Here is a 23,870-nt window from a genome sequence, read left to right as displayed (position 1 = left end):
ATTTTTGTTTACAAATACATCACCTCAGCAATTTATGATCAATTTTGAATACCTAGAACATAATTTAAACCCACTACGTTTAACGTATCTAACCGCTAAACCGTTTCCACACTTAATCATTGATCAATTTTGTGATGAAGAAAAACTAATCAAAGCATATAATAGCATTCCAGAACTGCATAATAAAAGTAGGGATTATGCTTTTGCAAATAATAAATTTGAAAAATCAAATTATAAAATACTTGGACCAGAATTACAGGAACTGTACGAAGACTTATCCTCGGAAAGGTTTAATAAAATATTATCCTACATCACATCAAAATCAATTTTTGTAGACCCAAAAAATCATGGAGGAGGCTTGCATCAAGGAAAGAAAAACAGCTTTCTCGATATGCACTTAGACTTTAATTACCATCCCATTCAAAACAACTGGTACCGTGAATTAAACCTCTTATTATACCTCAATAAAGACTGGAAAAAGGAATACAAGGGTGAGTTAAAAATAAAAGATCTAAGAACAGGAGAAGAAGCCGAACTAGATGTTCCGTTTAATCGTTTTATTATTCAACAATGTGCACCATACACGCTACATGGATATGATTTAACCAATTTTCCTGAAGGGCATTTTAGAACGTCAATTGCAACATATGCATACCAAAATCATATCTGCCAAATTGAAAAAATTCGCACTACAGATTGGTTCCCAAAGGAAGACGCGTCCTTTTTAAAGAAACAATTTGCTAAAAATTATAACCTTTTAGTGAAAACAAAAAACAAATTGTTTGGAAGTGGTACTGCAAAAAATCAATAAACTAAATTACATTGTAGTTTCTTTTAAAAGTTGATAAACCACCTTTGCTGACTCTTCCCAGTTGTAAATTTCTTTAATAGAAAACGCCATTTTTTCAAACTCTAATGTTGTTTTATTTTCAAGAATATACAGCAATTTGTGGTTGAATTCGGTTTGATTATTTGGATCAAAATAAAATTCGTTAAAAAAGCTAAAATCAGACATGGCCGTTTTATTAGAACAAATTGTAGGGATTTTTGCTGCAACTGATTCTAACGGAGGAATACCAAACCCCTCAGCAAATGAAGGATAAACAGCTGCACTTGCTCCTCTTAGTAACAACAACATCGTTTGAAAATCAGTGTTGTTTATAGTTGTTATTTGATTTTTTATCTCAGGTGCTAATCCATCAAATATTTCTTTGTACTCTAGATTAAAAATGCTTTCATTACCTAAAAAAAGAAGTTGGTGTTTTTTATACAATTCCAAGTCTACAAAAGCTTTCAAAACCATTTGATGATTTTTCCTGGGTTCCCAGCGGCTTACATAAATTATATAATCGTTCAAGGAATATTCATTTGCAACTCGAGCTTTGACTTGCTCCTTAATATAGGTTTCAAAAAAAGCACCGTCAACTGCATTTGGAGTTAATACATAATCAGAAAATCCAAAATGTTGCTCTAATTTTTGTCTGGAATATTCAGAAACCGTGAGTCTAATATCTGCCCATTTAGTGCTTTGTTGGTATAAAATGGTATTGATAAATCGACTAAAAAACGAAAAATATTCTGGAAAATCAATAAACAATACATCATGTGTTGTCACGATATATTTGCACCTTTTTATGGGAGAAACAGTGTATTGAAAATGCGCAAAGTCAATTTTGTTTTTTATAATAATCTTAGGAATATCAACAAGAAGTCTCCAGAATTTATTATGATACTGGTATTTTACGTACGTCACGTTAGGGTGATCTCCAAAAATAATTTGTAAGGATTTTGGATAATTGGAACCCAAATACAAATGAAGATCTTCATACTGCATCAAAGCCGTGTAAAGACCTTGAATATAGGTTCTAGTACCTTGAAAACCGCTATCAAAAACATGACAGTCAACAAAGATGTTGGTTGTGTTTTTAATATTCATTTAAACTGCTTTTTGACTTTTATACTCTCTTAACATGACCTCTCTTAGGGCAATTAAAAATCCTATTATTATTGATTTGTTGTCTAATTTTAAATACAAACCTAAAAAAACCCAATTAGATACAATTAAAAAAACACTAGAACCCAATAATAAATAATTAATCGCTTGTAAGGCCTCAAGATTAGATTTCTTTTGTCTGTATAAATGAATCAAGAAAACTAGCAGCAAAATAACTCCTAACAGCCCTGATTTTAGAAAAATAGTCATGTAACCGTTATGAACAATAGGAATGTATTGAACGTACTCATTGTCATTTGTCAATATTTTTCGACCAATATTTAATGTTGACCCCAACCCTTCCCCAAAAAGTACAGCTCGAGGTCCGTTATTTGAAACTTGTTTTACAGTTATAATATTTTCAAATGAGCGGTAATTATCATTGAAATCTTTCCAGTCATCCTTATTAATTCGTGTTTTAAATGCCTCTTCGGGAGCAATTTTTATTTTGTACAAAAACGCTTGAATCCCCTTTCCTTCTCGTTTTGGATTGCTATAGACAATGGCTGTATAGCCTATAATTGTAACTAAAAGTACCGATAAAATCACTTTTAATGATCTGTGGCTGTATACTAAATATCCTTTTAGACCCACGTATAAAATAATAAATTGAATCAGATTAGTTCTCGCCAAATACAAAAAACTAGACAAACCTATTACAAGTAATAAAACTGTTCTTAGTTTTTTTGAAATTTCAATTTTGAAGGTTTTATAAAAAATAAGGACGATTAAAACATAGATTTCATAATCACTAAAATAGCCACCTTGCTGCCTCAAGAAATTAACACTTAACGTTCTAAATTGGATTATGGTGAAAAATAAGGTAACCAAATGTAGTATTGAAATGGCTAGGCCTGTATAAATTAAAACCTTTAAGGCTAACTTACTGCTAAACCTACAAAGCTGATAGCCCACTAATAATCCTAAAATGGGTTTTACCAGGTATGTAAAGTCTCTTATAAATAAAAAAAGAGTCGTTTTACTAAATAAAGTAGAGACCGTTGCAACTAAAAGTATAGCCAAGAAGATAGCGCAATATTTTAGTATAGTAACTGAATATTTTCTTTTTATGGTGATCAATAAAGTGAAAAACCATACCACAAAAGTAAGCTCATAGTTTGCAAACAACGAAACTACTATACAGAATAAGAATAAAATCTGGTAGGGGAAACTTTTATAAATTGTAAAGTTCATCATTATTTTTCCAATCTAATTAATGGTTTCAAAACAATACAATATAGAACAATCACTACTAATTCAATAAAAATTGTAGCTAAAAATGCACCCTCAAGACCCACATTTTTAATAAATATGAAAAAAACAAGCAGGCTAAAAATAGAAGATCCGATGGTAATGTTGATATATTCTTTGTTTTTATTTAAAGCAAAAAGCAATTGTTTTAAGGCAATAGAAATTGCCATAAACAAAGGTATGATCAGACCTATTTTAAAAAAAATGTTCATTGCATCTAGCTCATTAGAACGTATATTAAAAAACAACAAAATAGGCTTAGTACACACAAATGCAACAATTACTAACAATACCACTACCGTATAATTAAGCCCATAATACTGCAACCAATGTGTAATGCCTTTTTTCAGATTTTTATGTATTTGCAAACAAACATCAGCATAAATAAAATTAAAGAACATCTGTAAGTAAGTCCTAAAAATCATTACAATTTGATCTATAATTCTATACTGTCCTGCCATTGCATTTCCTCCCAGATAACTAATAATCATGATGGGAAGATATTGATAAAAAGACAAAAATAACTGGGATATTGTTAATGAAAACTCTTGTTTTAATAATACTAGTGCATCTTTACAAACCGAAGAATAAAACCGTAAATGGTATTTTTTTATCAAATAAAATAATCCAATGAAGCTTGAAACAATCAATCCAACTCCCAAGTAAGCATTAGCATAGATGTAATCCTCCTTTTTATTGATAAAAGAAAAAACAGCCACAACATAAATTAATTTGGATATAATATTTATACATGAAATCCATTTGTAATTTTCTAATCCTTGAAAAACCCAAGTTGGGTTGATTACTTGTCCCAATACATACAATAAACTTAAAAAGAAAACTGCTTGTTCCTGCTTAAAAAAAGGAACAAACCAAATCAATAGAAAGGAAAAAAGTAGTAAAATAGCAAGTAAAAACAATTTCATTACATAGATCGAAACAATTTTTTGATTGATACTTTCAACTTGGTTTCTACCTATCGCAATAGCTTTGGTACCATTGATATAAGAGCCATAATCCACTATTACATTACATATTAATGCAAATGAAAAGCCTACACCTATTTTACCTAATCCTTCTTTTTCACAAATCGTTATTAGATAAGGCATAACCACAAGCGGACTAATCAAATTGACAATTTGACCAATTCCATAAATAGTACCATTTTTAATTCTACTATTTTTAAATACCTGTAGACCTATTGATTTAAACAAAATGATGTGATTTATTACAAATATAACATAAGCAGTGCTAGTCCTCTTTCAAATTCATTTTAAACTAAAACAATACTTTATATAATCAAAAAAAAGAGCCACAATTTGTGACTCCTTTTAGCTTGAATATCAATTATTTAATAAGCAATTGAATCTGGTCATAAAGTGCTTTTTCTGAATAAAATAATGGATCATATCTTCCGTCTGTTGACTTTATATTTTGAACAACTGATTTGTTTTTTTCTAAAATTGTAACGCAATCATTTGGAATAAAATAGTTGAAAAACAAAGAACCTTTAGCCTCAAAACTTTTACTGAAATAGTTCATTTTAAAATTTTGAATAATGATCTCTTTTTGCTTCTCATTGGTTCCAAAATCAATTCGAATGTAATTGGGAAGTAGATCTTCTGGAAGTACAAAAACTATATCTTGCGGCTTGTCACTAGCTTTTACAGCTACCCAAACCGAATTATCTTCTTGAAAAGGAGCTTCATAATCATTTTGACTATAATACAACTGGAAATTATCATCTACTGTAACTGTGGCTGTCAAAGTTACTTTAAAACTGTTTTTAATAGCTTCAGTTTCAGCAGGACTTTCCTCTTTTTTACTCTCCTCCTTTTTGCAAGAACTAAATACTATTGATAAAATTATGCATGCAAAAAATAATTGTTTTTTCATTTTTTTAAAGATTTCGGTATTATTGTTTCATTTTAAAATCTACAAGATGCCAACTGTTTAACTATTCATTTTCTGTTTTTAAGATATCCAATATCAACATTTAAACACTATTTGCTTTGCATTGCAATTAAGGATTGCTTTTTATAAAAAACTATGAAAGAATTTACCAAAACGAACAATACAATAAACAATATCGGTAGTGCTATTTTTTTATTTCCATGAAGCAAACCTATTTTTTTAATGTTTAACGTTACACTTACGTCTTTTATAATCTTATCACTTCCCAAAAGATTAATTTGATGTATTCCTTGTTCAACCACCAATAAATCTTTAGTTTTAATGACATCATTAAGCTGCGTATTCTCATTGTAATATACCAGTTTATCATTTTTTTGAGTAGCATTTGCATTAGCCGAAAAAGAACCTAATACATTGTTTATTTGAGAAATAATGGTGTCATTTTGCTTCATCTTGACTTCAATATTCTTTAAACTTACTTTTTTAATTTTTTTAAAATACTCCGATTCATTTAAAAAAGATATCAGTGGCTCTACTATTTCTTTATCAACAACAGTACGATCTGTTTCAAAAGAAATCGTGTGGTAAGTGTAGTTTTTACTGGTCACATTATCCTCAATGATTTTTTTGATATCACCATTATCCGCCATTAATTTGATCAACTCAAAATTTTCTGGTGTGTTCTTTATGAAATTGTACACATCAGCAATGGGTTTGACTTCAATTTTTGACAAACGCTTAGGATGAACAATCCCAACTACGTTTTTTAAGAATAATGTGTCTTTTGATTTTATTTTTGATTCGATCAAATCCACTTTTGAGTACAAATAATCAACACTACCAAAATTAGGCTGAACAATAATAGAATGCTCATAACTTCTTTGTGTCTTGTCTAGATACAAGCCCAGACCAAAACCAACAAGAACCAAAACAGAAACCAGTATTGCATTGCGAATAAAAAACTGGATTCCTTTAAAAATAGAAGTGCCAATCCAATCAAAAAATTTTTTAATTTTTTTGGAAACCTGATTCAAATCTATTTCTTGATCCTCTTGGTTATTGGGCACATTTGTACTCATTTATTGTTATTATTTTACGTTGAAAATTTGTTCCAATATTTTAATTGTGATCAAGTAAGTAGGTTTTACACCTGTTGTTCCTAAACCACCTGAAGCCAGTGTACTTCCTGTTTCAAGCGGATTATCTGAGGCGTAATAGGCATAACGTACTTTGATGTCATGAGGAACACTTCTTCTAATTTTTGAGGCCGATTGAATGGCTTTTTGATAATAAGAACCTTCCATTTCAAGACCAATAATTCCCCAAGTAGACTCGTGGAAAAACTTTAATAAATCTCTGTTCTGTAATGAAGTTCCCAAAACAGTTACCATTGGACCTGCAAAGACAGCAATGTCATTTCCTTCAAACATCTCAGCAGTTAGTTCGTTTTCAAAGAAATAATTGTCTGCAGTTCCTTCATTTATATGCGCATTTGGAATCATGATATCTCCTTTTCCTCCCTCTAAAATTCCTGCTTTACCCATAATAGAAACCGATTCTACGTTTAATAAAGTGTCTTTCTTAAAAGGTTTCAACAACTCGTCAATTGTCTCATAGGCTTGCTCCCCAAAAGCATAATCCATCACTATTAAAACTGGTTTTTTATCATCAGTCTTGGCACTAGGAAATGATGTTTTAGCCCAATTGATTTTAGCGGTATCAAAAATTTGTACATCAATATTAGTTCCTGAGGTATCTGGCAAAGAAATCATTCCTTGTTTCAATGCAACTGCTGTAACTTGATTGCGTACCTCATCAGCTCCAGATCTACTTAGCTCTTCATAAATAAAGAAATCCGATTTGTCTTTGAACTTCGTTTTCAATACTTCAGTTGCAAAAATCGAATTCATCACACTGTGCATATTAGCACTGATTACGTGAATTGGTCGGTCTAAAAGTTGATTTTCTTTTAAAACCTCTTTAATATTGGTAGCCCAAACTTCGCCATGAATGTGGTGTCCCAAACGTTCTCTCAAAATAGGACTAAAAGTGATTGTTCTCTTGTTATCATCAACTATTTCTTCAATAGCTAATTTTCCTAACCAATAAATCACGTGTAAAAAACGGTCTGGTGCTGCTGCTGAACCAAAGGCATCATAAATATCCAAAACCTCAGCAAAAGTTCTACCTAATATGTTAGCTGCATGCGAAATGGCTTTTTCTTTCTCTACTTGCGTAAGCTTTTTCTTTTGAGAAACTGCCTGTTCTAGTTTGTACCAGTCACGAGAAACCTCACCAGCATCATCCAGTAAAACACGGTTTCTGATTTTGTGCGATTCAATAAATATGAAGGTCAAGTGCGTTAAAATATCGTAAATATCTGATCGCCCTCTTGTAATTTCGACATTCATTTGCTCCTCATCAATTCGGTAGCAATTACGACGTCTTTTTGGAGGAACAATAGCTTGAAAATGCGATTTAGAGTAACCTTCGTCTGAAGTAAGATTGATAAAACGGCATTCTTCAATTCCTACCGGAAGTCGTTCAATTACGTATAAAAGTCCGTTCAATTCTACTTTCTCTTCGGCAATATTCCCGTAAATCTCTGGTCGTAACGCAAGCAACGCCTCGCGAAGCGTATCCCCTGACACTCCCATTGGCTTGTAAAATCCTCTATTAAAAAGGTGGCGCATGGTAATGTACATTTTTTCAATGGCTGCCGATGATTCTTGTGCTCTTGAGCGCGATATATTTTTTGTTTCTTTCATTTTCTACTTATTTTCTAACCTGCAAAGGTATGACATTTATTCTCTTTTTAACAAATCCACTATCTTTCTGTCATTCGAAAGTCTTGGAATTTTGTTTTGACCCCCTAATTTACCAATTGATTTCATGTATTCTTGAAAACCGTTTTTAACTACTTTGGTAACCACCACTTTTTGCAACACCTTGCCCACAATCAAATCATCATAATACATGTTTTGTTTGCGCATGGCATTGTCCAGCGCTTCCGCAAATGCTACGCTGTCCTCTGGTTCGTTTTCAAATTCTATAAACCATTCGTGATACGGTAATCCCTCGACTGGCGTGATTTGTGGGGCTACTGTAAATTCATTAATTCTGATTGATGTTCCAATAATAGCTTCTTGCAACGCACTTTCTACTTCCTTACCAATAACATGTTCTCCAAAAGCCGATATGTAATGTTTGATTCTGCCAGATACAATGACTCGATACGGTTTTAAACTCGTAAACTGAACGGTGTCACCAATATTATAGCCCCAAAGTCCAGCATTGGTAGAAATAATTAAAACATAATTGACATTCAATTCAACTTCGCCAATAGTGTGTCTTCTTGGATTTTCGGTATAAAATTCGTCACTTTTGATAAACTCATAAAAAATTCCGGAGTTCAGCAGTAGTAACATTCCTTTTTCCTTTTGAGAATCTTGATACGCAAAAAATCCTTCCGAAGCTGGAAATAATTCAATGCTGTCTACTTTTCGACCTATTAAATTCTCGAACTTCGCCCGATACGGTTCGTAATTCACACCGCCGTAAATGAACAAATTAAAGTTTTTGAAAATTTCGCCCACAGGCTTCCCTCCTTTTTGATGCAATTTTTCAAAATACATTTGCACCCAAGATGGAATCCCGGAAATCACAGCCATATTCTCGTGAAACGTTTCCTCTACAATGGCGTTTACTTTGGTTTCCCAATCTTCAATGCAATTGGTTTCCCAAGATGGCATTCTATTTTTTTGAAGGTATTTTGGAACAAAATGCGCTACAATTCCAGATAAGCGCCCTAATTTTATTCCGTTTTTTTCTTCTAAAAGTGGACTTCCTTGCAAGAAAATCATTTTGCCATCTACAAAATCAGCCTTACCGGTTTCATGTATGTAATGCAAGATCGCGTTTCGAGCTGCCTCAATATGATACGGCATTGATTCCTTAGTTAACGGAATGTATTTAGCACCGGAAGTAGTTCCAGATGTTTTAGCAAAATACAAAGGTTTACCAGTCCACAATACATTTGCCTCACCTTGAACCACCCTATCGACATAAGGTTTTAGCGCCTCATAATCCCGAATAGGAACTTGCTTTGCAAAATCTTTTGCGGTTTTTATACTTTCAAAATAATGGTCTTTTCCAAACTGAGTAGTGCTTGCTTGAGCAATTAACTGTTGTAATACTTTTTGCTGTGTAGCAACTGGTTCTGCTGCCCATTTTTGCGTTTTCTGGTATATTTTATGTGCAAATAATTTTGCAGCAAATGATTTTATTGACATTATGTAAGTGCTTCTTTTTAAAGATTTTTAGTTTGACTTTTTAGTTTTAGAACCAGATGATTTTGCTTTTTGGTCCTCAAGTGCAACTTGTTCTCGTAACTCCAACTCCGCATCAGTAGCGGACAAGTCTATTTCTTTATCTGAAGTAGTTGCCGATTCTAAAATGGAATCCTTGTTGAATTTTGCGTATTCTAATTTTCCGGTCAATACCTTTTTTATTCCTTTCAAATAATCCTCATTTTGTTTAATAGCCTTAGACAAAGAGTCTGATTTTAAAGCAAGTTCTATGGCTTCTCTTTTTAATTTTGAGGATGAATAGCCTGGTATAAACTCTCTCAAAGGAGTAAATGCAATTATAAAAGTAGTAACAATTATAATAAGTATTGCCCCAACGCTTGCTACTACAAATACATTCATCAAAGTAAGTTTCAATGAAAAAGTTTCTTCAAAAGTATCCTCATTTAAAATAATTAAACGCCTCTTATTAAATAAATTTTCCTTTATTAATTTACGTTTTAGTCTTTTCTTGGACATAGAATTTGTTTATCAAACAAATATAACAATAATTGTTATTGCTTGTATTTACTAGTTTTTACAAGCTGTTAAAATAGAAATCTCTTTTTTAGTAAATTTTTAACGGTGCTTGCATTAAAAAAACACACTAAAAAAAATTTAGGATGCATATTTCTATTTACCTTTGTGACTTATATTTAAATATTAGAGATATGAACTTTTTAAACATAACTTTAGGTTTCATGCCGGGTGGTTCAGAATGGATTTTAATCATTGCTGTTGTTTTACTCCTTTTTGGTGGTAAAAAGATACCGGAATTAATGAAAGGTCTTGGTGGTGGGATCAAGGAATTTAAGAATGCTGCAAAAGAAGACAGCCAGCCTTTAAGTAAAAAAGAAGAAACAAAAGAGTAATCTTTTTTAAAAAACAATATTTTAAAAAGTCCTAGTTCTTAATTCATTTTAAGAACTAGGACTTTTTTATTTTACAAAATCATCGTCAACTGAATTCGCTTTCTATCCTCATCTACTTCCGTTACTTTAACAGTAACGTGCTGGTGCAACTTCACCACTTCGTTTACGTCGCTTACAAAGCCTGCTTTGAGTTGAGAAATGTGTACCAAACCACTTTCTTTAATACCCAAGTCTACAAAACAACCAAAATTGGTAATGTTATTGACAATTCCGTTCAAAATCATTCCTGTTTTTACGTCTTTAATTGTTTTTACATTCGGATCAAATTCAAAAACTTTTGCAGCTTTTCTAGGGTCCAAACCGGGTTTTTCTAATTCCTTAATAATATCTTTTAAAGTCAATAAACCTATCTCAGGCGTAACATAATTTTCTGGTTTAATTAAGGCTGTTTTCTCCTTGTTAGCAATCAAATCAGTGACTTTCAGCTTTAAATCTTTGGCCATTTTTTCCACAATTGAATAAGCTTCGGGGTGAACGGCTGAGTTATCCAATGGGTTTTTGCCGTCTTTAATTCGAATAAAAGCTGCTCCTTGTTGAAAAGCTTTTTCGCCCAAACGAGGTACTTTTTTGAGTTGTTTTCGATCCTCAAAAGGACCATTTTCAGATCGGTAATTCACAATATTTTCGGCTAGCTTCTCTCCTATTCCACTCACATAACTCAACAAATGTTTACTCGCCGTATTGATATTTACTCCTACTGAATTCACGCAACGCACCACAGTGGTATCTAGTTCTTCTTTCAATTTGCTTTGATCTACATCATGCTGGTATTGGCCCACGCCAATGGCTTTTGGGTCAATTTTTACCAACTCCGCCAAAGGATCACTCAATCGGCGACCGATAGAAACCGATCCGCGAACCGTAACATCATAATTAGGGAATTCTTCACGAGCAATTTTTGATGCCGAATATACCGAAGCACCCGCCTCTGAAACAATGAAAACCTGAACCGCTCTATCAAAAGCAATTTTCTTGATAAAAAATTCGGTTTCTCGAGATGCCGTTCCGTTTCCAATGGAAATTGCGTCGATATTATACGCATTTACCATTGATTTTATTTTTTTCATGGCCATCGAGATTTCGTTTTGTGGCGCATGCGGATAAATAGTTTCGTTGTATATTAAATCGCCTTTTTCGTCTAAGCAAACTATTTTACAACCTGAACGAAATCCTGGGTCAATGGCTAAAATTCGTTTCTCTCCCAAAGGTGGTGATAGCAATAACTGCCCTAAATTAGTTGCAAAAACTTGAATCGAATTGGCATCAGCCTTGGCTTTCGCTTCTTGCAAAGCTTCGTTTGAAATAGCAGGATTTAGCAATCGTTTGTAGCTGTCTTCAATGGCTAATTGCACGTGTGGCGTGGCTGGACTGTCTCCTTTTAAAACCAATTCATCAATAATATCATAGGCTTCGTCCAAATCGACTTCGACTTTAAACTTGATAAAACCCTCATTTTCGGCACGTAGCATTGCCAATAATCTATGCGAAGGTGCTTTTGTCAAGGGTTCTGACCAATCAAAATATTGGTTGAATTTTTGAGCGCCTTCTTCGTCTTTTTTGGTCTTTACTACTTTGGTTGTAATGGTTGCTTTGCGCTCGTAAAGGCGTCGCAACTGTTTTCTAACAAAAATATTTTCGTTGATCCATTCGGCAATAATATCTCGTGCGCCTTGCAAAGCGGCATCTTCATTCGTCACATTATCGTTCAAATATTTAGTAGCCAGGAAATCAACATCCTCTTTGTTTTGAGCCATGATGATTTTCGCTAAAGGTTCCAATCCATTTTCACGAGCCACATCTGCTTTGGTTTTTTTCTTCTTTTTGAACGGCAAATACAAATCTTCTAATTCCTGTAAATCAAAACTTTGTTGTATTTTTCTATCTAATTCAGACGTTAATCCGTTTTGCTCTTCAATTGATTTTAGGATTGCTTCTTTGCGTTTAGCAATTGCTTCGTACTCTTTTTGAAGTTTGGCAATGTGTTCAATTTGGACTTCATCTAGATTTCCAGTAGTATCTTTTCGATAACGGGAAATAAAGGGAATCGTGCAATCTTCTTGTAAAAGTTGAACCGTTTTTTGAATGTTGATGGCTGCTGTTTGAACAGACTTGGCAATGAATTGTATATTGTTCATTTTTTGATTTTTTCGGACGGCTAAAATAGCTAAATTTACTCTAGCTCTTTTTGAATTGGTGGTAGAAAATTTTCTCCTGTTACTACACTTTTTCCTGTTTTCTCCTCTAAAGCTAGTCGGGCGTTTTTGGCAATTGCTCCTCCTTTCTTACTGGCATTTGCATTTTCTAAAAGACCTTTGGATTCATCTGTTTCTGCAATTTGTCGGGTAGAAAGTTCTGCTAGAGCTGTAAAAATTAATTCAGCTTCCGTCATATGATCTCGTAAATTTTGAGTTTTTAGTCCTTTTATTTCTTTATGATTTTTAACAGATAATCCTGACCATTCCTGATGAATGATATTGGTCAACATTGCAAATTCATCTTTCTTTTCCACACCCGATTCTTTCCAATAATCGGTTAATTTATTGCGAGTCTCCTGCCCTGTCATTCGCTGCTGAATCCATTTTTCGCTACATCCCAATTTTTGCCAATTTTCACGGGCACGGTCTAAACTTTGGGCGGGATCTACCAATTCTTGCATTCGTTCATAGCCCACTTTTGCCAACCATTGCTTGAACGGTTCTGCTTTTGGTGAAGAAATGGATTGAATTAAGCGCAATAAAGTTTCGGTATCAGCAGTATCTGTCAATCTATTTTTACCATCTTCAGCAAGCATTTTCAACTGTCCGATTTTATCGGACACTTCACTTCCTTCCTTTAATAGTTTCTTTTTCAAGTCAGACCAATATTTCCTTGGTCTATCTGTTCCTGTTAAAATCTGAATAACATCAATAACTGAGAAATACCAAATTTCTTTTTCAGCATCGTAATGGCTTCGAACTTTTTTGGCTTCGAATAATTTAATTGGACTCATAATTAATAACTTTTTAGACTTAAATAAGGATTCTAAATATAAGAAAAACTACTTACTTCATTTATCTTTGACTTTAATTTAAATCAAATGACTGTTTTATTCTGTTTCTTTTTTGTGATTAACATTATCGCTTTTGTGAGTATAGGTTATGATAAATTTTTAGCTAAAAATCAAAAAAGACGAATCTCAGAACGAACTCTTTTAAGTTTTGTATTTCTAGGCGGCACAATTGGTTCAGGAATTGCAATGTTACTTTTTAGACATAAAACAGCAAAAAAAAGCTATTTATGGAAGTTTTGGTTACTTGCTACTTTACAAATCGGACTGATCTTTCTGGTCTATTATTTCGGACTCATAGCTAATAAAATCTAAATAATTCTGTTTGTTAATCACTTCAAAACTAGCTTCTGGATACGCTTTGGCGAAAGCCGTAGGAATTTTTGCTTTTCTGTTTTCATTCCATTTGAATTCGTAACCTCTTAAAATACCGTTTTCTTCTTCAAGCCAATCTAATTCTTGTTGGTCATAAGTTCTCCAGAAGTAATTAGAAACCGTTTTTTGTGTGTAATTTTGATTTTTTATACGTTCCGAAGCAAGATAATTTTCCCATAATGCTCCCACATCTGTTCTGGAATCTAACCGACTAAAATTAGCGATAATAGCGTTCCGAATGCCGTTGTCATAAAAATACCATCTGCTTGATTTGGTTATTTCTTTGCGTAGATTTTTGCTAAAACCAGGAACTTTGTAAATAACAAACACTTTCGAAAGTAAATCCAAATATCTTTCGACTGTATTTTTAGAAATACCCAATTGTCTTGCTAATTCTTGCAAGGATACCTCCTGCCCTATTTGAAAAGCAATTAACTTTAATAAATCCAGAATTTTATTGGATTGTTTAATCCCTTCGTAAACTAGAATATCTTTTAATAAATACGAATTCACGATTTCTTTCAGGTAGTTAATCTTTTCCTCCCATTCTGGATATTGCTCTAATTCTGGATAGGACCCAAAAAGCAATCGTTCTTCTAATTTTTGAGTGGTTTCTTTAAAGTTTTCATATTTAGCAAATTCTATTTGTGCCAAAGGAAATAAGTAAATAGTATTTTTTCTGCCTACTAATGGCTCTCCCAACTTATTAGATAAATCAAAAACTGACGATCCTGTAGCAATTACTTTTATGTCATCAATAGAATCAACTATCAATTTTAAAATGAGTCCGATATCAGGAATGTTTTGAGCTTCATCAATTACTAACAATTTTACTTTTTTTAAAAGACGTTTATAATTAGCTACTGATCTTTCTTTGAGTAAATCTGCATCTTGAATATCTTCGCCATTCAAATGCAAATAATCTTCTTTTGGAATGGTAGCAAGATAATTTTTGATAAAAGCTGTTTTACCCACACGTCTTGCACCTAATAAAATCAATACTTTATTAGGTAAAACTCTTTTAGAAAATAATGTATCTATTCCTCTTTCTAAAAAATTCATAAGCTTGAATTTTAATTATTTAGATACAAATATACTTAAAAAACGTTAATTCAGTCAGTACGTTGACTGAATTTACATTAATTCAGTCAGTACGTTGACTGAATTTAGATTAATTTAGTCAATAGAAAATAAAAAAGCCCAGTAAAAAACCGAGCTTGATGTAATTATAAAGCTGCGTAGCAGCCAAAATTTTATTGACAGGCTATTTTATTGACACGATTTTGGTGTCTGCCACCTTCAAAATCAGTACTAATAAAAGCTTCAACCATTTCTAATACTTGTGGAATTGAAGTAAAACGAGCAGGAATACTAATAATATTGGCATCATTATGTTGGCGTGCTAAAATTGCAATTTCTTTGGTCCAACACAAAGCAGCACGAACTTGAGCATGTTTATTAACAGTCATTGCAATTCCATTTCCGCTTCCACAAATTACAATTCCTAAATCAGCTTTACCTTCTGTTACATCATTAGCTACTGGATGCCCAAAATCAGGATAATCAACGCTATCAACTGAATCAGTTCCATAATTGGTTATTTGATGTCCTTTTGCGATAAGCATTTCAACAATTGCCTTTTTGTAATCTGGCCCGGCGTGATCGTTTCCAATTGAAATTTTCATTTTGTATGTTTTAAGTTGTGTGTTGCAAATTTAGAGAAACTAATCTACTATTGAAGAGGAAATACAGCTAAGTTTGTTGCCGAAAATTGATTCTTATAAACACTATTTTCAGGCCATTTTTATAATATTATTTAAAGACTTAGTAATGAAATATTTAGCAGTTATTAACAATTTTAATAAGTATATAAATACTTGTAAATCAGTATAAAATGTATGATTTAAATGTTAAAATTTTACATTGTTAATACCAAAACGCAAATGCTTGATATTCAGATAACTTTAAATTAACATAAAATGTTCATAACTTGAGATAGAAAATAAGAACTAATTTTTGGTAAAATGAAAAAAATAACTAATCCAAAACTGACTTATTAATTCCTAATTTAGTTTGCAGAATTTTTAGAAAAGTTATCAATACTCAAAAGTACTTTATTAACTAATTTTAAAAAATTACTTATTTACAAATTCAATTCATTTATAATTATCAACCGTTGTTAATTAAAAATAGAAACTCTTTTAAAATCAATAGATTATTTCCATATAAGTATGTTGATAAGTCTAAATAACATCTTAAAACTGATTTTCAATATCATTTTTAAAAAATTTATTGCCATTATTAACACACTATAATAACAACCAAGAAGGATTTAAAATTTAATTTTTCTTTTTGTTTATTTAAATATATGTTGACAACTTTGAAAAAAGAAAATTCAAAAATTTTTAAAATTGATCTCAAACGATTTTCAAATTGTTGTTCAAGTGATCCAAAAGAGCTTGCACTTTTTCAAAATCGTTTTGATGAATTTTGAGTTTGATTCCTCCGTAGGCAAAACTGCCAAACGGATCAACTGATACAAGATTTTCGTTTTCGAAAAAAAAAGCAATTGCTTCTTGCTCTAATAAATGTTTGATTACCACAATTTCGTGTGCGTAATTGAATATAGCAATCGTTTTAAATGCTTCCATTGGTATAGTTTTTATAAAGATACAACTATTACGTAAAGTTATATTTTATTTAAAACTAGCGCTATTTTAGTGATAACAATGTAGTATTTCGTAATTTTAGACTTTTAAGAACAAGATTTATGAGTAAAAGATTAAGAAAGCCGATAAAGAAAGGGAAAGATTTCACGGATAAAATATTAAAAATACTATCGCAAAGTGCTAATAAAGCATTCAATTATAAACAAATAGGAGCAAAGCTAGAACTTGATGATACGGAGAGTAGAAATCAAATTATAAAAGATTTAAAAATTTTAGCCTCGCAAAACAAGATTATTGAGTCGGAACCAGGTAAATTTTTGGTAAAAGCTGCTAGTCAAGATTATTACGAAGGTAAGATTGATATGACTGGTCGTAAAACAGCCTTTTTTGTTTGTCCAGATCTTGAGGATGATGTTTTTATTCCTACCGCAAACTTGAATCATGCTTTAGATAAAGATATCGTAAAAGTATATGTGTACAACCGCAGAAAAGGAAAACGTCCTGAAGGTGAAGTTATTGAAGTCATAGAACGACACAAAACAGATTTTGTGGGCGTAATTGATATCCAAGCTAATTTTGCTTTTGTCTCTACTGCCAATCCAAAAATGTATACTGATATTTTTATTCCAAAGGATAAAATAGGCGAGGCGGAGCAAGGTGATGTAGTTTTGGTACATATTGAAGATTGGCCAAAACGTGCTGATAGTCCGTTTGGGACTGTTGTGAAAGTTTTAGGTAAACCAGGTGAACATGATACGGAGATTCATGCCATTTTGGCTGAATACGGTTTGCCATCAGAGTTTCCTATTGAAGTTGAAACTTATGCACAAAAAATAGATACTTCGATTACAGAAGCTGAAATTGCCAATCGTCGTGATATGCGCGATACGTTAACTTTCACCATTGATCCAAAAGATGCTAAAGATTTTGATGATGCTTTGTCTTTCAAAGAATTAGAAAATGGTAACTACGAAATAGGAATTCATATTGCTGATGTTTCATACTATTTAGAAGAAGGAACTATCCTTGATGATGAAGCTTATCAAAGAGCCACATCGGTTTATTTAGTGGATAGGGTAGTACCCATGTTGCCTGAGGTTTTATCAAACTTTGCGTGTTCATTACGTCCGCAAGAAGAGAAATATACGTTTTCGGCCATATTTGAAATTACTGATAAAGCTCAAGTGGTAAACCAGTGGTTTGGTCGAACGGTAATTTATTCAGATCAACGTTTTGCCTATGAAGAAGCGCAGCACATCATAGAAACCAAACAAGATGTTATTCCGGTAGAAATTTCGATTACAGGAGCATCTTATCAAGTTCCTGCAGAAATTGTCGCAGCAACGCTTAAAATGGACGAAATAGCTAAGATTTTTAGAAAAAAGAGAATGGCTGATGGTGCCATCTCTTTTGATAAAGTCGAAGTAAAATTCAACTTAGACGATGCGGGTGAACCACAAGGAGTTTACTTTAAAGTTTCAAAAGATGCCAATCATTTGATTGAAGAGTTCATGCTTTTGGCTAATAAAAAAGTGGCCGAATACATTGGTAAACAAAAGAAAACCTTCATTTACAGAATTCACGATGAGCCTAATGAAGACAAATTAATAGCCATGCAAACCGTAATTGCTAAGTTTGGTTACAAAATTGATTTCAGAAACAAAGGCGATATTTCTAAGTCTTTGAATCAATTAATGGCTGATGTTAATGGTAAAAAAGAGCAAAACTTAATCGATACACTGGCTATTAGAAGTATGAGTAAAGCCAAATATTCGACAGATAATATTGGTCATTACGGACTTGCTTTTGATTATTATTCTCATTTTACATCGCCAATACGTCGTTATCCAGATGTTATGGTGCACCGTTTGTTACAGTTTTACCTTGATGGAGGAAAATCAGTAGATGAAGAAACGTATGAAACCAAATGTTTGCATTCGTCAACTATGGAAGGTTTGGCAACCAATGCGGAACGTGATTCCATCAAATACATGCAAGTAAAATACATGCAAGATCATCAGGATCAAGAGTTTCTGGGTGTGATTTCGGGTGTGACAGAATGGGGAATTTATGTTGAAATTATCGAAAATAAATGCGAAGGAATGGTTCGTATTCGAGACATACGTGATGATTATTACACTTTCGATGAAAAACAATATGCATTAACAGGAGCAACTTCTGGTAAGTTATTGCAATTAGGAGATGAAATTTTCGTTAAAGTTAAAAATGCCGATTTAGTTAAAAAACAATTGGATTTTAATTTTTTAAGAAGAGTTAGTGAACCTATAAAGTAAAAAAAAATGAAATCAAAGATTCAGGAATATCAAAAAAGTAATTTTAGAAATTGGACTAAAAAAATAGTGCTACTTGCATTTGTAATTTTAAGTCAAATTACGAATGCTCAAGTATCTAGAAATCTGGGTGATTTTGATGAAGTTAGAGTTTTTGATAAGATTAAAGTTGTATTAATTCCAGCTTCGGAAAACAAGATTGTTATTACAGGTGATCGATCTGAAGAATTAGAGACGGTAAATAAAAACGGAATTTTAAAAATAAGAATGCCGTTCCCAAAATTACTTTCAGGTAATCACATCACTGTAAAATTATATTTTAATAAAATTGAAGAAATTTCAGTTAGTGAAGGTGCTTATGTTTCTAGTGAATATGATTTTAAACAGACTAGTTTTGGAGTTAATGCAACATCTGGTGGTGAAGTTATTTTAGATTTAAACGTAGAAAAAGTCAATGTAAAAGTCAATGCTGGTGGAATTGTTACCTTAACTGGAAAAGCAACAAATCAAGACGTTGTAATTACATCTGGAGGTATTTTAAGTTCCAAAGATTTAATTACCACACAAACCGCCATAAGTGTCTCTGCAGGTGGTGAAGCTGATGTTTATGCTACCACGCTCGTAGATGCAAAAGTTCGTGCCGGAGGTTCTATTTTTATTTATGGTAAACCCAAACAAATTAATAAAGAAGTTTTCATAGGTGGTAAAATTCAAGAAAAATAGATAATCCTTGGTATATTTACAGGCAACAAATTTTAATTTTGAATGGTAAACGATATTTTAGCGGGTATTCCTTGGGGAATATTTCTTAGTTTTATGATAGGTCCTGTTTTCTTTATACTACTTGAAACCAGTATTATAAAAGGATTAAGAGCCGCTTTAGTTTTTGATTTAGGTGTTGTTTTAGGAGACATTTTTTTTATAGCTATTGCGTATTTAGGAAGTTATAGATTAATACAAAGTATCAAAGATCAACCAGCATTATTCATTTTTGGTGGTGTTATTATGTTAGCTTACGGCATTATTTCTTTTGTTCAATTAAAAAAAGAACAAAAAATAAATACTGATCTTATTGACAAAGAAATTGTCAAAAAAAATTACATTAGTCTTTTTGTAAAAGGATTTTTACTCAACTTTATCAACATAGGCGTTCTAGGTTTTTGGGTTGCTATTATAATATCTGTGGGACCAAAACTGGAGATGCAAACGTCTAGAATGATAACTTTTTTTATATCTGTAATATTGAGTTATTTAATAATTGATTGTTTTAAAATATTGTTAGCCAAACAATTAAAAACTAAACTTACTCCAGTAAATATTATTAAAATTAAAAAAGGAATAAGTGTAGTGATGATGATTTTTGGGATAGTACTAATCACTCAAGGGTGGTTTCCCGAAGAAAAAGAATTGGTTAAAAAAGCATTTGAAAAAATAGAGAATAAGTAATTTTAAATTCTATTTAAATCAAAAGGCCTTGATTCTAATAAATAGTGTCAGGGCTTTTTTAATTTATACAAATAAGTCATTTAAGTGTTAATGAATTTAATTATTTATTATTCTTGTGTGTTTACTCTTAATTTTCTTAATAACCTAATGGTTTAAACAACAGAATTTTTCTAAAAATAATTCACAAAAAAACCTCAAGTTTACTACGCCAATTCACTTTGTTTGTGTCCTTGAAAGTTTTAGAGGCATCTCCCGAAGTTTCGGGACGAATTCGAGCCAGTATTTTACTTTATTTTTTCTAAAAATAAATCACAAAAAAACCCTCAAGTTTCCTTGAAGGTTTTAGAGGCATCTCCCGAAGTTTCGGGACGGATCCGAGCCATTATTTTACTTTATTTTTTCTAAAAATAAATCACAAAAAAACCCTCAAGTTTCCTTGAAGGTTTTAGAGGCATCGTCCGGATTCGAACCGGAGTAGGAGCTTTTGCAGAGCCCAGCCTAGCCGCTCGGCCACGACGCCAATATTTAATTGGTTTGCAAATGTACTATAAAATTTCGTAAAAGCAAGTTTCAATTTCTAAATAAAGCATATAATTCTATTACAAAGTAATTTTCTTTATTAAGAATAACAGAAATTAATTTCTATATTCCTCCATTTCAATAGTAACTGCTTCAACGTCACCACTAATAGGAGGATTTAGTTTTGAAACCTGAACTACAATTCTTGATATAGCAGCAATTTCATTAAAAATACGATTTACAATTCTATGCGCCACATGCTCTAATAAATCTGATCGTATGTCCATTTCTTCCACTACAATGCGGTTTAACAGCACATAATCTACAGTATCTTTTAAATCATCCGAGATACTTGATTTACGTAAATCTGTTTTTACTTCAAGATTAACGAGATAGTCTGATCCTATTTTTCCCTCTTCGATTAAGCAACCGTGATAAGAGAAAGTTCTGATATTTTTAAGTTTTATTATTCCCATTTTTGATTGTTAGTTTTATGTATAAAGATACTGCTGAAATCCCAGCTATTAATTGGTTTCGTTGTAAACATTAAACTCAAACCTTAAAGTTTTTTTTATCTTTGCTAAAATAAAACAAAAAGATGTCAACTGAAGAAAAATCACTCCATTTTATAGAACAAATCATTGAAGACAGTTTAACGAACGGTTTTCCTCAAGATAAATTACGTTTTCGTTTTCCACCAGAGCCAAATGGTTATTTACATATTGGGCATGCCAAATCAATATGCTTGAATTTTGGTTTGGGTTTAAAGTACAATGCTCCTGTTAATTTGCGTTTTGATGATACTAATCCTGCCAAAGAAGAGCAGGAGTATGTTGATGCTATTAAAGAAGACTTGGAATGGCTAGGCTTTAACTGGGCTGAAGAACGTTACGCATCTGATTACTTTCAACAATTGTATGATTGGTCTGTAATGATGATTAAAAACGGAAAGGCTTATGTAGATAGTCAATCTTCTGAAGAAATGGCTGCTCAAAAAGGAACGCCAACGCAACCTGGTGTTGATGGACCTTATAGAAATCGTTCAGTTGAAGAAAATTTATCTTTATTTGAAGGTATGAAAAATGGTGATTTTCCGGAAGGAAGTCATGTTTTACGTGCCAAAATTGATATGGCTTCTACTAATATGTTGATGCGTGATCCGTTGATGTATAGAGTGTTACATCGTCATCATCATAGAACAGGTAATGATTGGAAAATCTATCCAATGTATGATTATGCGCATGGCGAAAGCGATTTTATAGAACAAATTTCACATTCGATTTGTACTCTAGAATTTGTAATGCACCGTGAGTTGTACAATTGGTTTTTAGATCAAATTTATGATAATACGAAAGTGCGTCCAAATCAATATGAATTTGCTCGTTTGAATTTGAATTATACTGTAATGAGTAAGCGTAAATTACTGCAATTGGTTCAAGAAAATTTTGTAAACGGTTGGGATGATCCTAGAATGCCTACTATTTCTGGTTTACGCAGACGTGGTTATACTGCTAATTCTATCCGTAAATTCTGTGAAATTATCGGAGTTGCAAAGCGTGAAAATATCATCGATTATTCGTTGTTAGAATTTTGCTTACGCGAAGATTTAAATAAAACTGCGCCACGTGTTATGGCTGTATTAGACCCAGTTAAATTGATTATTACGAACTATCCGGAAGGTCAAGAAGAGTGGTTGGATGCTGAGAATAATCAAGAAGATGAAAGTGTTGGTTTCAGAAAAGTACCTTTTGCAAAGACATTGTTTATTGAAAGAGAAGACTTTTTAGAAGATGCTCCTGCTAAATTTTTTAGATTAAGTATCGGTCGTGAAGTACGTTTAAAAAACGCCTATATCATTAAAGGTGAATCTGTTGTAAAAGATGATTCAGGAGAAATTATTGAAATACATGCTACCTATGATGCAGATAGCAAGAGTGGAAGTGGAAGTGAAGCTAGCCAACGCAAAGTTGCGGGTACCTTGCATTGGGTTTCAGTTGCTCATGCTCTGGAAACGGAAGTTCGTTTATATGACAGATTATTTTTAGACCAAGCACCTGACAGTCATAAAGATAAAAACTTCTTGGATTTTATGAATCCGAATTCTCTTCAAGTTGTAAAAGGATATGTAGAGCCTAGTTTAGCTACTGTGAAAGCGGGTGATAAGTTTCAATTTCAGCGTTTAGGATATTTTAATGTTGATAAAGACAGTACTGCTCAGACCATTATTTTCAACAAAACGGTTGGATTAAAAGATGCTTGGGAAGAAAAAGGTAAAAAAGAAGAAAATCTTTTGATGAATACTCAAAAAGATCTGAATAAGTACGTTAAAGAAAAGGATGAAACTGCTGCAGCTTCTCTTTTAATTGCTATTATTGAAAACATCAAGAGTGTTGATAACTATAGTTTGTTAGTTCAAACGGTTACCAAAAATATCAAAAATGATAACAATGCGTTGTTGTTTGCTAATTTGATTGTTCAATATTCTGATAAAGTTGAAATTAATTCGTTTGATGCTGATTTGGTTCAAAAATTTTATACTATGTCATTAAAAAGTCAATTGGCTTCCGTTCGAATGGCTGCAATTTTGAATTTGAAAAATGATGCTGATAATTTAGTTTTATTTGAAGCAGTTTTATCAGAATTGAAAAATGTAGAAAAAAACGAAAAAGTGCTTGCTTTATTAAATTAGAAAAATCACTTTTTAATTATAGATATTACCAATACTAGAACTCCTTTAATCGGGAGTTTTGTTATTATTAGTAATATCTATTTTATTTCTTAAAATTATTATTTTTAATTATTAAAATTGACGCTCATATTTTAATTTTAAGCAATTAATTTTATTTAGACATCAATTTATATGTTTTTAAAAATTTCGTTTAATAATGACTCTTTAATTAGGTTTTGGTGTAAAAATAGTTACTTTTTGTACATATTTGTTCCAATAGGCTGTTGCAATTTTGAAAATGTACTTTTTTCTGTTTTTTCCACGTGAAATTTAATTTTTTGAAAAGTTAAAAAAATTACGTTCTGATTTTATTTAAAAAATGAAAGAGTAGGTGAGGAGTTCATTTTTTATTTTAGTTTC

Annotated in this window: 21 protein-coding genes and 1 tRNA gene; 7 read left to right on the top strand and 15 right to left on the bottom strand. The window is 32.1% G+C overall.

The window, feature by feature from the left end:
- The first annotated feature begins 4 nt into the window (after positions 1-4).
- Positions 5-811, top strand: a complete 807-nt coding sequence (locus AC061E_RS00265) for a 2OG-Fe(II) oxygenase (protein ID WP_478284472.1) — start codon at positions 5-7, stop codon at positions 809-811.
- Between the two features lie 6 nt (positions 812-817).
- Here the strand turns inward: AC061E_RS00265 and AC061E_RS00260 are convergent, their stop codons facing one another.
- The 8 genes from AC061E_RS00260 to AC061E_RS00225 all read right to left on the bottom strand — a co-directional run bounded on the left by AC061E_RS00260 (position 818) and on the right by AC061E_RS00225 (position 9,984).
- A complete protein-coding gene (locus AC061E_RS00260) occupies positions 818-1,936 on the bottom strand; it encodes a glycosyltransferase family 4 protein (protein WP_478284471.1) in 1,119 nt (372 codons plus the stop codon).
- Positions 1,937-3,190: a hypothetical protein gene (locus AC061E_RS00255; RefSeq protein ID WP_478284470.1), complete on the bottom strand. Its 1,254-nt coding sequence runs from the start codon at positions 3,188-3,190 to the stop codon at positions 1,937-1,939.
- Positions 3,190-4,458, bottom strand: a complete 1,269-nt coding sequence (locus AC061E_RS00250) for an oligosaccharide flippase family protein (protein ID WP_478284469.1) — start codon at positions 4,456-4,458, stop codon at positions 3,190-3,192. The genes AC061E_RS00255 and AC061E_RS00250 overlap by 1 nt, the downstream gene beginning before the upstream one ends.
- A gap of 133 nt (positions 4,459-4,591) precedes the next feature.
- Positions 4,592-5,140, bottom strand: coding sequence for a hypothetical protein (locus AC061E_RS00245; RefSeq protein WP_478284468.1), 549 nt, complete (start codon positions 5,138-5,140; stop codon positions 4,592-4,594).
- 107 nt (positions 5,141-5,247) lie between these two features.
- Complete coding sequence (locus AC061E_RS00240; RefSeq protein WP_478284467.1) at positions 5,248-6,237, bottom strand: hypothetical protein; 990 nt, start codon at positions 6,235-6,237, stop codon at positions 5,248-5,250.
- Between the two features lie 9 nt (positions 6,238-6,246).
- Entirely contained in the window at positions 6,247-7,926 is a 1,680-nt protein-coding gene (locus tag AC061E_RS00235; RefSeq protein WP_478284466.1) for a DUF6909 family protein, read from the bottom strand.
- 36 nt (positions 7,927-7,962) lie between these two features.
- Positions 7,963-9,450, bottom strand: a complete 1,488-nt coding sequence (locus tag AC061E_RS00230; protein ID WP_478284465.1) for a GH3 family acyl-acid amido synthetase — start codon at positions 9,448-9,450, stop codon at positions 7,963-7,965.
- A 27-nt stretch (positions 9,451-9,477) separates the two neighbouring features.
- Positions 9,478-9,984 (bottom strand): peptidase, encoded by a 507-nt coding sequence (locus AC061E_RS00225; protein WP_230158343.1) that lies wholly within the window; start codon positions 9,982-9,984, stop codon positions 9,478-9,480.
- Positions 9,985-10,175: 191 nt separating this feature from the next.
- Between AC061E_RS00225 and AC061E_RS00220 the strand changes: the two genes are divergently transcribed.
- Positions 10,176-10,376, top strand: coding sequence for a Sec-independent protein translocase subunit TatA/TatB (locus AC061E_RS00220; protein WP_144889902.1), 201 nt, complete (start codon positions 10,176-10,178; stop codon positions 10,374-10,376).
- A 71-nt stretch (positions 10,377-10,447) separates the two neighbouring features.
- Here the strand turns inward: AC061E_RS00220 and AC061E_RS00215 are convergent, their stop codons facing one another.
- Entirely contained in the window at positions 10,448-12,571 is a 2,124-nt protein-coding gene (locus tag AC061E_RS00215) for a Tex family protein (protein WP_478284464.1), read from the bottom strand.
- Between the two features lie 35 nt (positions 12,572-12,606).
- Positions 12,607-13,425 carry a BRO family protein gene (locus AC061E_RS00210; RefSeq protein WP_478284463.1) on the bottom strand — a complete coding sequence of 273 codons (819 nt, stop codon included), beginning with the start codon at positions 13,423-13,425 and terminating at the stop codon, positions 12,607-12,609.
- A gap of 87 nt (positions 13,426-13,512) precedes the next feature.
- Between AC061E_RS00210 and AC061E_RS00205 the strand changes: the two genes are divergently transcribed.
- The gene (locus tag AC061E_RS00205; protein WP_478284462.1) at positions 13,513-13,797 is read left to right on the top strand and encodes a DUF1294 domain-containing protein; all 285 of its coding nucleotides are present in this window, start codon (positions 13,513-13,515) and stop codon (positions 13,795-13,797) included.
- Here AC061E_RS00205 and AC061E_RS00200 read toward each other — a convergent pair.
- From AC061E_RS00200 to AC061E_RS00190, 3 genes are all read right to left on the bottom strand, one after another.
- Positions 13,738-14,919: an ATP-binding protein gene (locus AC061E_RS00200; protein WP_478284461.1), complete on the bottom strand. Its 1,182-nt coding sequence runs from the start codon at positions 14,917-14,919 to the stop codon at positions 13,738-13,740. The two genes, AC061E_RS00205 and AC061E_RS00200, sit on opposite strands and share 60 nt — an antisense overlap.
- A gap of 191 nt (positions 14,920-15,110) precedes the next feature.
- Positions 15,111-15,542 (bottom strand): ribose 5-phosphate isomerase B, encoded by a 432-nt coding sequence (gene rpiB, locus AC061E_RS00195; RefSeq protein WP_478284460.1) that lies wholly within the window; start codon positions 15,540-15,542, stop codon positions 15,111-15,113.
- A gap of 732 nt (positions 15,543-16,274) precedes the next feature.
- Positions 16,275-16,508, bottom strand: coding sequence for a DUF2007 domain-containing protein (locus AC061E_RS00190; RefSeq protein ID WP_478284459.1), 234 nt, complete (start codon positions 16,506-16,508; stop codon positions 16,275-16,277).
- Between the two features lie 119 nt (positions 16,509-16,627).
- Between AC061E_RS00190 and rnr the strand changes: the two genes are divergently transcribed.
- From rnr to AC061E_RS00175, 3 genes are read left to right on the top strand one after another with little or no spacing between them, the layout of a single operon-like run.
- A complete protein-coding gene (gene rnr, locus AC061E_RS00185) occupies positions 16,628-18,820 on the top strand; it encodes a ribonuclease R (protein WP_478284458.1) in 2,193 nt (730 codons plus the stop codon).
- Between the two features lie 6 nt (positions 18,821-18,826).
- Positions 18,827-19,540, top strand: a complete 714-nt coding sequence (locus AC061E_RS00180; RefSeq protein ID WP_478284457.1) for a head GIN domain-containing protein — start codon at positions 18,827-18,829, stop codon at positions 19,538-19,540.
- A gap of 42 nt (positions 19,541-19,582) precedes the next feature.
- A complete protein-coding gene (locus AC061E_RS00175) occupies positions 19,583-20,263 on the top strand; it encodes a LysE family translocator (RefSeq protein ID WP_478284456.1) in 681 nt (226 codons plus the stop codon).
- A gap of 449 nt (positions 20,264-20,712) precedes the next feature.
- Here the strand turns inward: AC061E_RS00175 and AC061E_RS00170 are convergent.
- Positions 20,713-20,783, bottom strand: a tRNA-Cys gene (locus AC061E_RS00170).
- A gap of 115 nt (positions 20,784-20,898) precedes the next feature.
- Positions 20,899-21,258, bottom strand: coding sequence for a dihydroneopterin aldolase (folB, locus tag AC061E_RS00165; protein ID WP_478284455.1), 360 nt, complete (start codon positions 21,256-21,258; stop codon positions 20,899-20,901).
- 122 nt (positions 21,259-21,380) lie between these two features.
- Between folB and AC061E_RS00160 the strand changes: the two genes are divergently transcribed.
- Positions 21,381-23,471, top strand: a complete 2,091-nt coding sequence (locus tag AC061E_RS00160; protein WP_478284454.1) for a glutamine--tRNA ligase/YqeY domain fusion protein — start codon at positions 21,381-21,383, stop codon at positions 23,469-23,471.
- Positions 23,472-23,870: the final 399 nt, after the last annotated feature.

This window comes from Flavobacterium sp. GNP011 (assembly GCF_056428925.1).
This window is presented reverse-complemented; position numbering and strand designations above follow the sequence as displayed.

What these genes read in the sequence shown, in the direction of transcription:
- AC061E_RS00160 (WP_478284454.1), top strand. Translation starts at nt 21,381, where the DNA reads ATGTCAACTGAAGAAAAATCACTCCATTTTATAGAACAAATCATTGAA.
- AC061E_RS00210 (WP_478284463.1), bottom strand. Translation starts at nt 13,425, where the DNA reads ATGAGTCCAATTAAATTATTCGAAGCCAAAAAAGTTCGAAGCCATTAC.
- rnr (WP_478284458.1), top strand. Translation starts at nt 16,628, where the DNA reads ATGAGTAAAAGATTAAGAAAGCCGATAAAGAAAGGGAAAGATTTCACG.
- AC061E_RS00215 (WP_478284464.1), bottom strand. Translation starts at nt 12,571, where the DNA reads ATGAACAATATACAATTCATTGCCAAGTCTGTTCAAACAGCAGCCATC.
- AC061E_RS00180 (WP_478284457.1), top strand. Translation starts at nt 18,827, where the DNA reads ATGAAATCAAAGATTCAGGAATATCAAAAAAGTAATTTTAGAAATTGG.
- AC061E_RS00245 (WP_478284468.1), bottom strand. Translation starts at nt 5,140, where the DNA reads ATGAAAAAACAATTATTTTTTGCATGCATAATTTTATCAATAGTATTT.
- rpiB (WP_478284460.1), bottom strand. Translation starts at nt 15,542, where the DNA reads ATGAAAATTTCAATTGGAAACGATCACGCCGGGCCAGATTACAAAAAG.
- AC061E_RS00255 (WP_478284470.1), bottom strand. Translation starts at nt 3,190, where the DNA reads ATGATGAACTTTACAATTTATAAAAGTTTCCCCTACCAGATTTTATTC.
- AC061E_RS00240 (WP_478284467.1), bottom strand. Translation starts at nt 6,237, where the DNA reads ATGAGTACAAATGTGCCCAATAACCAAGAGGATCAAGAAATAGATTTG.
- AC061E_RS00220 (WP_144889902.1), top strand. Translation starts at nt 10,176, where the DNA reads ATGAACTTTTTAAACATAACTTTAGGTTTCATGCCGGGTGGTTCAGAA.
- folB (WP_478284455.1), bottom strand. Translation starts at nt 21,258, where the DNA reads ATGGGAATAATAAAACTTAAAAATATCAGAACTTTCTCTTATCACGGT.
- AC061E_RS00175 (WP_478284456.1), top strand. Translation starts at nt 19,583, where the DNA reads ATGGTAAACGATATTTTAGCGGGTATTCCTTGGGGAATATTTCTTAGT.
- AC061E_RS00225 (WP_230158343.1), bottom strand. Translation starts at nt 9,984, where the DNA reads ATGTCCAAGAAAAGACTAAAACGTAAATTAATAAAGGAAAATTTATTT.
- AC061E_RS00190 (WP_478284459.1), bottom strand. Translation starts at nt 16,508, where the DNA reads ATGGAAGCATTTAAAACGATTGCTATATTCAATTACGCACACGAAATT.
- AC061E_RS00200 (WP_478284461.1), bottom strand. Translation starts at nt 14,919, where the DNA reads ATGAATTTTTTAGAAAGAGGAATAGATACATTATTTTCTAAAAGAGTT.
- AC061E_RS00205 (WP_478284462.1), top strand. Translation starts at nt 13,513, where the DNA reads ATGACTGTTTTATTCTGTTTCTTTTTTGTGATTAACATTATCGCTTTT.
- AC061E_RS00260 (WP_478284471.1), bottom strand. Translation starts at nt 1,936, where the DNA reads ATGAATATTAAAAACACAACCAACATCTTTGTTGACTGTCATGTTTTT.
- AC061E_RS00235 (WP_478284466.1), bottom strand. Translation starts at nt 7,926, where the DNA reads ATGAAAGAAACAAAAAATATATCGCGCTCAAGAGCACAAGAATCATCG.
- AC061E_RS00230 (WP_478284465.1), bottom strand. Translation starts at nt 9,450, where the DNA reads ATGTCAATAAAATCATTTGCTGCAAAATTATTTGCACATAAAATATAC.